This window comes from Undibacterium sp. Ji49W (assembly GCF_049340205.1).
Taxonomy (GTDB): Bacteria; Pseudomonadota; Gammaproteobacteria; order Burkholderiales; family Burkholderiaceae_D; genus Undibacterium.
This window is the reverse complement of sequence record NZ_JBMPOW010000009.1, coordinates 175,402-187,472: the sequence shown is the minus strand read 5'-3', so window position 1 is coordinate 187,472 and position 12,071 is coordinate 175,402. Positions and strand designations below refer to the sequence as shown.

The 12,071-nt window shown below is 49.4% G+C and carries 11 protein-coding genes; all 11 read left to right on the top strand.

From position 1 onward, the window contains the following. Positions 1-5 precede the first annotated feature (5 nt). Positions 6-371, top strand: coding sequence for a response regulator (locus ACO0LK_RS13235; RefSeq protein ID WP_422975756.1), 366 nt, complete (start codon positions 6-8; stop codon positions 369-371). A 51-nt stretch (positions 372-422) separates the two neighbouring features. Further along, complete coding sequence (gene cheA, locus ACO0LK_RS13230; RefSeq protein ID WP_422975754.1) at positions 423-2,477, top strand: chemotaxis protein CheA; 2,055 nt, start codon at positions 423-425, stop codon at positions 2,475-2,477. A gap of 35 nt (positions 2,478-2,512) precedes the next feature. Then, positions 2,513-3,031, top strand: a complete 519-nt coding sequence (locus tag ACO0LK_RS13225; RefSeq protein ID WP_422975752.1) for a chemotaxis protein CheW — start codon at positions 2,513-2,515, stop codon at positions 3,029-3,031. An 82-nt stretch (positions 3,032-3,113) separates the two neighbouring features. Continuing rightward, positions 3,114-4,844, top strand: a complete 1,731-nt coding sequence (locus tag ACO0LK_RS13220; protein WP_422975750.1) for a methyl-accepting chemotaxis protein — start codon at positions 3,114-3,116, stop codon at positions 4,842-4,844. A gap of 200 nt (positions 4,845-5,044) precedes the next feature. Next, positions 5,045-5,944, top strand: a complete 900-nt coding sequence (locus ACO0LK_RS13215) for a CheR family methyltransferase (RefSeq protein WP_422975748.1) — start codon at positions 5,045-5,047, stop codon at positions 5,942-5,944. Then, entirely contained in the window at positions 5,941-6,549 is a 609-nt protein-coding gene (gene cheD / locus ACO0LK_RS13210; RefSeq protein ID WP_422975746.1) for a chemoreceptor glutamine deamidase CheD, read from the top strand. The genes ACO0LK_RS13215 and cheD overlap by 4 nt, the downstream gene beginning before the upstream one ends. Before the next feature lie 58 nt (positions 6,550-6,607). Continuing rightward, positions 6,608-7,684, top strand: a complete 1,077-nt coding sequence (locus ACO0LK_RS13205; protein WP_422975744.1) for a protein-glutamate methylesterase/protein-glutamine glutaminase — start codon at positions 6,608-6,610, stop codon at positions 7,682-7,684. A gap of 105 nt (positions 7,685-7,789) precedes the next feature. Next, positions 7,790-8,179: a chemotaxis response regulator CheY gene (cheY, locus tag ACO0LK_RS13200; RefSeq protein ID WP_110253727.1), complete on the top strand. Its 390-nt coding sequence runs from the start codon at positions 7,790-7,792 to the stop codon at positions 8,177-8,179. A gap of 30 nt (positions 8,180-8,209) precedes the next feature. Further along, entirely contained in the window at positions 8,210-8,842 is a 633-nt protein-coding gene (cheZ, locus tag ACO0LK_RS13195) for a protein phosphatase CheZ (RefSeq protein ID WP_422975741.1), read from the top strand. A 40-nt stretch (positions 8,843-8,882) separates the two neighbouring features. Further along, positions 8,883-10,100 carry an EAL and HDOD domain-containing protein gene (locus tag ACO0LK_RS13190; protein ID WP_422975739.1) on the top strand — a complete coding sequence of 406 codons (1,218 nt, stop codon included), beginning with the start codon at positions 8,883-8,885 and terminating at the stop codon, positions 10,098-10,100. Positions 10,101-10,249: 149 nt separating this feature from the next. Further along, entirely contained in the window at positions 10,250-11,935 is a 1,686-nt protein-coding gene (locus ACO0LK_RS13185; RefSeq protein ID WP_422975737.1) for an ArnT family glycosyltransferase, read from the top strand. Positions 11,936-12,071 lie beyond the last annotated feature (136 nt).

Below are 12,071 nucleotides of genomic sequence, written 5' to 3'. Positions count from 1 at the left end.
TAAATATGGCCAAGACAATTTTAGCTGTGGATGATTCTGGCTCTTTGAGGCAGATGGTGGCGTTTAGCTTGAAAGCAGCTGGATATCTGGTAATTGAAGCGGTTGACGGTCAGGATGGGCTGGAAAAGGCGCGCAATCAGGTTGTAGATCTGGTGCTGACTGATCAAAACATGCCAAGAATGGATGGCTTGACCCTGATTAAATCATTGCGTGGATTGCCTTCATATCAGCGTGTACCGATCTTGATGCTGACGACAGAATCCAGTGATGATATGAAAGCGAAGGGGCGTGCTGCCGGTGCAAATGGCTGGCTGGTAAAGCCATTTGATCCACAAAAGTTGACTGAAGTAGTTAAAAAAGTGATTGGCTAAAAAAATGTCCCAGTTCCCAGGGCAAATAAATGTAAATCACGGAGTGAGATAATGACGATTGACATGAGTCAGTTTTTCCAGGTTTTTTTCGACGAGGCAGAAGAGCTTCTTGCCGAGAAGGAAAAATTGTTGCTTGCCGTCGATATCGCTTCCCCGGATCCCGAAGATCTGAATGCCATATTCAGGGCCGCCCATTCAATCAAAGGTGGTGCTTCGACCTTTGGTCTGACTGATATGACCGAGGTCACGCACATTCTTGAATCTTTGCTGGATAAAATTCGCAAAGGTGAAATGGCGCTGACGGCGGAGCATGTTGACGCTTTTTTGATTGCAAAAGATATCCTGAAAATGCAACTGGATGGCCACAGGCTGGGAACGCCGGTGGACCAGGATGCCGTTGCCGATGTCAGAATGCTATTGCAGTCTCTGTCGCAGGATGTGGTGCCGGTGTCCGCGCCGGTAGCCAGCTTTGCCAGCAAGAACACGGACAGTGATATGCACAATGCGGTGTATAACACTTGTTTCCGTATTGAGTTGCCCAAAGTGACGCCGGAAGATGCCGCTGCACTGATGTCTGAGCTGGGATTGCTGGGAGCGATTTCGCGTGATGAAAATACGGGTGACAAGGTAGTTCTTAGCCTTCGTACGAATGAAGGTAAGGATGACATTATTTCCATCTGTTCTTTCATCCTGAATCCTGATAGCCTGAATATTTCCGAGCAGGCCATGAGCAATGTGCCTGCCGCGAAGACGGTGCCTACAGATGACGATCTTGGTTATGGTTTCTTTGAGCCGCTGGATGCAATGTTTCCGCCAGAAGATGCCAAGACTGAGGCGCATGCTGAAAATCGCCTTGCCGAGCCCGTGGCTCAGGACAAGCTGGTTACCGCGAACGATAAAAAACCGGCAGCAAAAAAAGAAACAGAAAAAGTCGCCAGTTCGCAAGAATCATCCACCATACGTGTGGGCATAGAAAAGGTTGATCAGTTGATCAACCTCATCGGGGAACTGGTAATCACCCAGGCCATGCTGGAACAGCGCACCCAGGATCTGGACCCGATCGCCAATGAGCGCCTGCTGAGCAGCGTTGCGCATTTGACGAGAAATACCCGCGACCTGCAAGAGGCAGTCATGTCTATCCGCATGATGCCTATGGATTATGTATTTTCACGCTTCCCGCGCATGGTGCGTGACCTGGCTACCAAGCTGGGCAAGAAAGTGGAACTGATTACCTACGGTGCTTCAACCGAGCTCGATAAAGGGCTGATCGAGAGGATCGTTGATCCCTTGACGCACTTGGTCAGGAATAGTATTGACCATGGCATAGAAATGCCGGCAACCAGAGCACAGACGGGCAAAAACGAGACTGGTAAATTATCGCTGTCAGCAGTACATCAGGGTGGCAACATCGTGATTGAAGTCAGCGACGATGGCGGTGGTTTGCATAGGGATAAAATCCTGGCGAAGGCGAAGCAGAATGGATTGACCGTATCAGATTCCATGAGTGATCCGGAAGTCTGGCAACTGATTTTTGCACCAGGTTTTTCTACCGCAGAGATGGTTACCGATGTGTCCGGGCGCGGTGTCGGTATGGATGTCGTCAAGCGTAATATCACTGCCATGGGTGGCGTGGTGGATATACGTTCTGCGAAAGGCTTTGGTACCACGATCACGATTTCGTTGCCGTTGACGCTGGCGATTCTGGATGGCATGTCGATCAAGTTTGGTAACGAGATTTATATCCTGCCTTTGGGTTTTGTGATGGAGTCGCTGCAACCTGCCAAGGCGGATATCAAGGAAGTCAATGGCAAGGGGCGTGTGGTCAAGGTGCGCGATGAGTATTTGCCGCTGGTACCCTTGTACCAATTCTTTGATATTGAACCTAAATATACAGATCCATCGGATGGCATTGTCGTCATCGTTGAAGTGGACGGAAAAAAAGCAGCCTTGTTTGTTGATGATCTGGTTGGACAGCAGCAGGTGGTGGTGAAGAATATCGAATCAAATTACAAGAAGGTCCCGGGAATTTCCGGTGCGACTATTCTTGGTGATGGCGGCGTGGCACTCATTCTTGATGTTGCCGCTGTTTTGCGCACGGCGCGATAACCAATAAGTTGTAAATTTAAGACGAGGAAAAAGAAATGACGCAATTTTCGCAAGCAGGCAGTGATGGCAGTTCACATGGTGACGGTAATAAATCCGACATTGCCGGACATGAATTCCTTGCTTTTACCCTCGGTAACGAGGAGTACGGCATTGACATCCTCAAGGTTCAGGAAATTCGCGGTTATGAAGCAGTAACACGCATCGCGAACGCACCAGAATTTTTAAAGGGTGTAATCAATTTGCGCGGCATTATTGTTCCCGTTGTCGATATGCGCATCAAGTTCAATCTGGGTACGCCTACCTATGATCAATTCACGGTCGTCATTATCCTGAATATTGAAGGCCGCATTGTTGGCATGGTAGTCGACAGCGTGTCCGACGTGACGACCTTGTTACCAGAGCAGGTAAGACCAGCGCCAGAAATGGGAACTACTTTTAGCACCGATTTCCTGATCGGGCTGGGTACTCTGGATGACAGGATGTTGATATTGGTTGATATTGACAAGCTCATGTCCAGTCCAGAAATGGGTCTGGTGGATACGGCGGTAGCGTGATGTACCGGTAGTCGTTTTCTGTGATGGCATCGGATAGATAAATAACAATACAGAAGCCAATTAGGAAGGAAGAGGAGACACTATGAACCTGAGGAATTTTAAGATCGGAACTCGACTGGGGATAGGTTTTGCCATTATTTTAGCGGGTTTGATTACCGTTATCTTATTTGTCAATGCCCTCAGCGGGAATAACCGCAAGGCGATGGTGGACGGCCTGAATCTCGCCAGCCAAAAGCAGGTCCTGGCAAATAATATGAAAAGTGCCTTGCTGGAGGGCGGTATTGCGATGCGCAATATCGGCATTCAGTCAGATGTCGGTGAAATGCAGAAAGAAGAAGCCAAGGTCAAGTCGCAGCGAAAAAAATACGACGATGCCAAGGAAAAGCTGTCGTCGCTTGGCTTGAATGAGGAAGAAAAGAAAATCGTTGGCGACATTGCAAAAATCGACAAGGATATAGAGAAACCTTTTAAAGATGCAGTTGGCCAGGCTTTGGCCTTCAATGCAGAAGGTGCGGTGAAAATCATTTCTTCTGTGATTGATCCGCTGAGTTCCAAATCCATTGTTGAAATGAACAAACTGGTCGATTTGCAGGATGTCGCCGCCAAGCAGGTATTCGATACTGCTGCCATCGCTGGTGCCAGGCTGACGATGTGGCTGTACATCATCCTTGTATCTGCGCTGGCAATCGGCGCCTTGTTCGCCTGGGCCATTACGCGCAGTATTACCCAGCCCTTGCAGGAAGCACTGGGCCTGGCTGAAACTGTTGCCGAAGGTGATTTACGTAGTCAGGTCGTTGTATCCGGCACGGATGAAGTGGCCTTGCTGTTACAGGCCCTGAAAAACATGAATGACAACCTGGCTGCAACGGTAGGGCAGGTGAGGATCGGCACTGAAACCATTACCGTTGCCTCGCAAGAAATTGCATCGGGTAATGCAGACCTGTCCAGCCGTACAGAGTCGCAAGCCAGCTCGCTGGAAGAAACGGCCAGTTCCATGGAAGAACTGACCAGCACCGTCAGGCAAAATGCCGATAATGCGCGGCAGGCCAATCAACTGGTGGTATCGGCATCAGGCGTAGCGGTTAAAGGTGGCGCGGTGGTAGGCCAGGTGGTCAGTACCATGGGTTCCATCAAGGAAAGTTCACGCAAGATCGTAGACATCATCGGCGTCATTGACGGGATTGCCTTCCAGACCAATATCCTGGCCCTGAATGCAGCGGTGGAAGCCGCCAGGGCAGGTGAGCAGGGCCGGGGTTTTGCCGTGGTAGCGGCCGAAGTACGCAACCTTGCACAACGCAGTGCCAGTGCAGCCAAAGAAATCAAGTCGCTCATCAGTGATTCGGTGGATAAGGTAGACCAGGGTAGCAAGCTGGTGGATGAAGCTGGCAAGACCATGGATGAAATTGTCACCAGCGTTCAGCATGTGGCAGACATCATGAGCGAGATTACGGCGGCGAGCCAGGAACAGAGTTCAGGTATAGAACAGGTGAACCTGGCGATTACGCAAATGGATGAAATGACGCAACAGAATGCAGCCCTGGTAGAACAGGCAGCAGCGGCGGCAGAAAGCATGGAAGAGCAGGCCGTGGCACTGGCGGAGGCGGTAAGCGTCTTTAAATTGCTGGCAACAGCAAGCCAGACTGTTAAACCTACCGTCAGCAAAGCGCCGCCGGCCAAGGCCGCACCGGCCGCCCGTCAGGAAGTCAAGGCCTTACCAAGGGCTTCCGCAGATTCAGGCAAGCCGACATCCGGCCCTGGCCGTCAGGCGGCAGAAGCAAGCAAACGTAATGAAGATGATTGGGAAGAATTTTGAAAGGCAGTTGGTTTTTGATTGAAGGAAGCGTTGATCTGCTCCAGTCTCGCTGGAGCAGACAATAGACAAACAATTTTTGATGTCGCAGCCTGTTTTTAGCGCGGAACTAATTCTTCATGGTGTATTGTGTTAATTAGATTTCGTGCAGAAATGGTGTATACGCTTCTGAAGATGATGGTAAAAGTTAGGGAAGGTATTGAATGACGAAATCCATCGACAAAAACAGGTCTGACAGTTCAAAAGAATTTTCGTTCAATGCACGTGATTTTGACCGTGTCAGAGACCTGATATATAAAAGAGCCGGTATTTCTTTGGCTGACAGCAAACAGGAAATGGTGTACAGCCGCCTGGCACGTCGCTTGCGCGCAACAGGAATCCATTCATTTTCAGAATATCTGGATAGTCTCGAAAATCAGGAAATTGATTCGGAGTGGGAAGCATTTACCAATGCACTTACCACCAATCTGACCTCGTTTTTCAGGGAGGAGCATCATTTCCCCATACTCGCCGAGCATGTTGCTGGAAAAAAAGAATCGGTCAGTATCTGGTGTTCGGCTAGCTCCACTGGTGAAGAGCCTTACTCCATCGCCATGACCTTGTGCGAAGCATTTGGCACGCTGCGGCCGCCGGCCCATATTATTGCAACCGATATCGATACCAATGTATTGGAGACAGCTTCGCGCGGGGTCTATAACCTGGACCGTATAGAAAAGCTGTCAGCAGAAAGAACCAGAAAGTTTTTTTTAAAAGGCAAGGGCGCGCAGGAAGGGCTGGTGCGTGTCAGGCCTGAATTGCGAGATTTGATTACTTTCAAACAATTGAATTTATTGGAAGAGAGTTGGCCTTTAAGTGGTGAGTTCGATGCAATTTTTTGCCGGAATGTCATGATCTATTTTGACAAGCCTACCCAAAGCAAAATTTTGAAAAAATTTGTCCCCTTGATGAAGCCAGATGGACTGTTGTTTGCCGGCCATTCGGAGAATTTTCTATACGTGTCAGATGATTTCAAGCTCAGAGGCAAGACGGTATACGAGTTGGCCAAATCCCTTGCTTCAGGTACCAGAACGGCATCGCGTCATCTGCAAAAGGGTAATCCATGAGCCAGTTAAGTGAAGAGCATTTTGCCACGAACGTCTATTATGACCGGACGTTTGATTGTGATGCCGCCAAAATCCTGCCTGGTGAATTTTACTTCACCAACAAGGACATGCTGATTGTCACGGTGTTGGGTTCCTGCGTTTCTGCGTGCATACGTGATCGCGTTTCTGGAGTTGGGGGCATGAACCATTTCATGTTGCCGGACAGTGGCGGTGATGCTGAAAACCCGGTATCTGCATCGATGCGTTACGGCACCTATGCAATGGAAGTGTTGATCAATGAGCTCCTGAAAGCCGGAGCGAAACGTGAAAACATGGAAGCCAAGGTGTTCGGCGGCGGCAACGTCCTGCGCGGTTTTACCGCTATCAATGTCGGTGAACGGAATGCCAGGTTCGTGCTTGACTATCTGCGCGCCGAAAGAATGCGTGTAATTGCCGAAGATCTCAATGATATTTACCCACGTAAAGTCTATTTCTTCCCCAGGACTGGCAAAGTTCTGGTGAAGAAATTGAAAGTAGAACATAACGATACCCTCAGAAGGCGTGAACAGGATTATGCAAGCAGGCTCAAGACCACCTCGGTTGGTGGTGAAGTGGATCTGTTCTAGTCACTGTATCGATGCCTGGCTTTAACGGTCGGCACCTCTGATTGCGGAGTATTTTGTAATGAAAATAAAAGTATTGATTGTTGACGACTCGGCGCTGATACGCAGTGTCATGAGCGAAATTATCGGCAGCCAGCCCGACATGGAAGTGGTCGGCGTGGCTCCTGACCCTCTGGTGGCACGCGAGTTGATCAAACAGACCAACCCGGATGTGCTCACGCTGGATGTGGAAATGCCCAAAATGGATGGACTGGATTTTCTGGAGCGCCTCATGCGTTTGCGCCCCATGCCGGTCATCATGGTGTCATCGCTGACAGAACGGGGCTCGGAAATTACCATGCGTGCTCTGGAATTGGGGGCGGTTGATTTTGTCACCAAGCCGAAATTATCCATCCAGAGCGGCATGCTGGAATATACCGAACTGATCACCGATAAAATCCGGATTGCATCCAAGGCCAGAATCCGTCCGCGCAGCCTGCCGCCAACAAGTGGCACACAAGCCACAGGCGGTGTGTTGCCAGCAGTTAAAAATCCGCTGACAAGTAGTGAAAAGCTGATTATTATCGGTGCCTCAACGGGCGGCACTGAAGCGATCAAGAACTTCCTGGTGCAAATGCCGTCAGATTGTCCGGGTATTTTGATTACCCAGCATATGCCTGAAGGGTTTACCCGGTCGTTTGCAAAACGTCTTGATGGTTTGTGCAAAATTTCAGTTTCCGAAGCCAGTGGTGGTGAACGTGTGTTGCCAGGGCATGCTTATATCGCGCCTGGTCATTCACATTTGTTATTGGGGCGCAGTGGTGCCAACTATGTCACTCAGCTTGATCAGGGACCGCCGGTGAACCGGCACAGGCCTTCTGTCGATGTGTTGTTTAAATCTGCTGCGACGTATGCCGGTAAAAATGCCGTTGGCGTTATTTTGACTGGTATGGGTAAGGATGGCGCGGTCGGCATGCTGGAGATGAAAAATGCCGGCGCGTACAATTTTGCCCAAGATGAAGCAAGTTGTGTAGTATTTGGTATGCCGCGTGAAGCAATCGCAATTGGGGCCACCCATGAGGTTGGTCCCTTGAATGAATTGCCCACCAAGGTCCTGCATTACCTGGCAACTCATGGCAGCAGAGCCTTGAGGGTTTGATGCATTAAGATAGAATTTAATGCTTTACTGCAATTTCAGCACCGTTTTATGTAAATTTGTCCGATAATGCTAATAACTGTCCTTAAAGAAATAGTGGAGTAATTCATGGCCGATCAAAATCTCAAATTTTTAGTAGTTGATGACTTTTCTACTATGCGTCGCATTGTGCGGAATTTGCTTAAAGAATTGGGATATTCCAATGTCGATGAAGCAGAAGATGGTGCAATGGGATTGGCAAAGTTGAAGAATGGCGATTTCGATTTCGTCATCTCAGACTGGAATATGCCTAACATGGATGGCTTGACCATGTTGCAGCATATTCGTGCTGACCCAGCCTTATCGAAAATGCCGGTACTGATGGTAACGGCAGAAGCGAAGAAAGAAAACATCATCGCTGCTGCACAGGCGGGCGCCAACGGTTATGTCGTGAAACCATTCACGGCTGCCACCCTGGACGAAAAACTGACCAAAATTTTTGAAAAACTGGGGAAATAGTCAGGCCATCAGTTTTCAATCGGGGGGAACATGAGTCAGAACATCAGTCAAAATACTCAACAAGATGACCTCCTGCACAGAGTAGGGCACATGACCAGATTGTTGCATGATAGCTTGCGTGGTCTGGGCCTGGATAAATTGTTGGAACGTGCGGCAGAAGGTATTCCTGATGCACGTGACCGGCTGGACTATGTTGCAAAAATGTCTGAAAAAGCGGCGCAGCGTGTGTTGAATGCAACGGATGCTGCCATCCCCTTGCAGGAAACACTGGATTCAGAAGCCAAAACGCTGAGTGTGGCTTTGGCCGCGCTGCAGTCTGGTTCAGCCTCACCTGAGCAGTATCAGGAAATGGCGCAGCAAATGCAGGTTTACCTCAAAATGGCCAGTGAAAACAGCGTGGAAACCAAGTCTCATCTGATGGATATCATGATGGCGCAAGATTTTCAGGATCTGACTGGCCAGGTCATCAAAAAAGTAACTGAACTGGCTCAGAGTCTGGAACAGCAACTCGTGCAGTTGCTGATTGACTATTCGCCTGATGAGGTCAAGCGGGACATTTCAGATGGACTCTTGAATGGTCCGCAAATCAATCCGGAAGGAAATGCCGAGGTGGTGGCAAATCAGGGGCAGGTAGATGATTTGCTTGATAGCCTTGGATTCTGACTGTTTCATTCATACCTAATTAACATACATACTAGATAACATGATCGAAGCGAGCTTCATTGTCAGGGAACCATTACTTGATCCCAAACAGCGGGTAATCGGATTTCAATTTTCCTGGCAGCAGCCTAATCAGGATATTGAATCAAGTACAGAAAGCCTGAGCGAACTGATGGAGTTCGTCGCTGAGGAACTGCATGATGATGACGAGGGATTTTTGCTTGGTGACAGCCTGCTGTTCCTGGAAGCCGTACCAGAGTTGTTGCACGCACCTGGTTTAAAGTTGCTGCCAGCAAAAAACACTGTCCTGATTTTACATAAAAAGTATTTCGCTGATCCTGCAACGCTGGCAGCGGTGACAGAGTTGCGCCAGCTCGGTTACGGGCTGTGCCTGCGTGGAGCGGAGGTAACGACACTGGAGCGATCCTACTTCGCCCTGATCACCCACCTGGAAGTGCAATTGAATGCTGCCAATTTTGCATCCCAGGCCAAAGTTTATGCCGCACTGAAGCAATCCACGGTGCGTATGGTGGCCCGCAACATTATGACCTGGCAGGATTTTGATGCCTGTTCCGCATTGGGGCTCGATAGTTTTGTCGGTAAACTGCATTTGACGCCACGTCCAAGCAGTGCACCAAAAACCTTGAACACCGCACAAACCACCATTTTGCAATTGATGGAAATGGTCAGGAAAAATGCCGACATCCAGCAACTGGAAGCTGTCGTCAAACGTGATGCCACACTGGCGTATAAATTACTGCGTTATATCAATTCCGCAGGTTTCGGTCTGAGATCAGAAGTGCAGTCCCTGAAGCATGCTGTACAGATGCTGGGATATAGCCCTTTGTATCGTTGGCTGACCGTGTTGTTGGCAACTGCCAGTTCCAGTGGTTATTCCCCCGTATTGCTGGAAACGGCGATTGTCCGTGGCCGCCTGGCAGAAGCGCTGGGGCAGGGTAAAATGTCCAAAAGTGAGGCTGAAAATCTGTTCGTTGCGGGTATGTTTTCCCTGCTGGACAGGTTGTTGGGAATCCCGATGGAAGAAGTCCTGTCTACCGTGCAATTGCCTGAAGTTGTGACCGAGGCTCTGATTTCTCGCGGCGGCACCTATGGCCCCTTCCTTGCCCTGGCCGAAGCATGTGAGCTCAATAGCATGCTGGTTGGTTCGTTGGCCGAATCACTGAAAATTACCCCTCCAGATTTGAATGCCGCGCACATGGCGTCGCTGGTTTGGGCTAAGAATGTTGCTTCGGCAGCCTGATTATTTTCCTGAGTGCAATAAAAAGACAAGCATCTAGCTTGTCTTTTTTTTGTTTTGTCTCAAGTGTTTGAATAATCGTTACTTTTCCAAAAAACAATTTTGAAGATGCGTAGAATACGCTCGCACCGATAAATGAGTTTATTGTCTTTATGAGTTTTGTTCAGTCTAGTCAGAAAGCACAACTGCCGGATATTCCTGCCTGGCTGGTATGGCTATTAGCCTTTTTCTTTCTTGCCTATGGCCTCGGTGCTTACCCTATTCTGGATAATAACGAAGGGCTGTATGCCGAAATTCCCAGAGAAATGCTGGCGGCTGGTGATTGGCACAACTGGATTATTCCGCATCTGAATGGCCTGGCTTATATGGAAAAGCCGCCGTTGCTGTATTGGCTGACGGCTTTCTCATTTGCCCTGTTTGGTGAACATGAATGGGCGGCGCGCATGGTGCCTGCCTTGTCAGCCCTGGGGTGTGTCGGTTTGATGATATGGTTTGGACGGCAGATAGCACGTCCGAATGCGGCAAAGCTCGCTGCGCTGATGTTTATCAGCGGTCTGGGCGTGATCGCCATGTCGCGCACGCTGATGTTTGACATGTTGCTGACCGTGATGCTGACCGGGGCATTGATGTCAGGTTACCTGTACAGTATTTCAGGCGACAAGAAGCGGTTGTACTGGTCCATGGCGTTTCTCGCGCTGGCCTTGCTGGCCAAGGGCTTTGTGGCGATTATTTTGTTTGGTACGGTAACGTTCACCTATACCATCTTGCTGGCAAGCTCGGTACGGGATTTTTTTAGCCGTCTGGCTGGCTGGCTGAACTGGCGCGGACTTGCTTTGTTTTTCCTGATTGCGGCCCCCTGGCATATCGCTGCCATCATGGCCGAACCCATCTTTGCCTGGTTCTATTTTATTAATGAGCACGTACTGCGGTTTTTGGGTAAGCGCGAGCCTCATGATTACTATGCCGGTGCCTGGTGGTATTACCTGCCCAGGATGATCATTTATCTGTTCCCCTGGTCCTTTTTCCTGCCGCTGTTACTGTTCGTGAAAGCTGTGCAACAGACGCCCGGATCTTTGCGCAGTTTCATGAGTTGTGCCTGGATTATCCCGGTCTTGTTTTTTTCTCTTTCCAGTGCCAAGGCCAATTACTACCTGGTGGTGGTGATGCCGCTGGCGGCCTTGCAACTGGCGATTGCGCTGGAAAACAGAGCCATGGGCAGTGCCTGGGCGCGCGGCCTGGTGGCTCTGGTACTTGCCGGGATTTTTGCCGCACTGGCATGGTGGGCTGATGGTGGCAAGGGGGCGTGGCTGGCAACGCTCAGCATCTATGGCATGGGTGGCATGCATTTTGTTCACGTATGTCTGATAGTGATGGCTGTACTTAGTGCTGTCATAGGTGTGCTGGTGTGGCGTTACCCACGTACTGGTCTGCTGCCTTTTGTGGCATTGCCGGCAATGATATTGTTCACCGCCATTGGTGTTTTGCAAGCGTCTTCCGGTTGGACATCAACCCAGCCTATGGCTCTGGAATTGCAAAATAATAAGAGTGGGCGCGAGGTATTTTTATACCGGGTCTTTGAAAACCAGTCATCCCTGCCGTTCTACCTGAAGAAGCCAGTGCGCATCATAGATAGTCGCAGCAGCGATCTGTTTTGGGGCAACAAGCTGCATAAAAATGCAATTGTTATCACAGATGCCATGTTTGACAGGATTTCTGATGATAAAAAAGTCAGTATCATCGTCCTGGATGAGGATTTGCCGCATTTTAATGAAAAGAACTATGCGTTCAAGTTCGTCAACAGTAAAAAAATCGGTCATAGCACTTTGTTTGTGAATTGAGTTTGGCATGGTGTTTGGTATTGAGGGCGCATTCTTGTCGCCTGCGTTTGGAATCAGCTTGGTCATCAAGGTATAATCTCGCTTTCTGATCCAACCAGCATATGTGCACCGCAGTTTTTGTGTACATTGCCTCAAC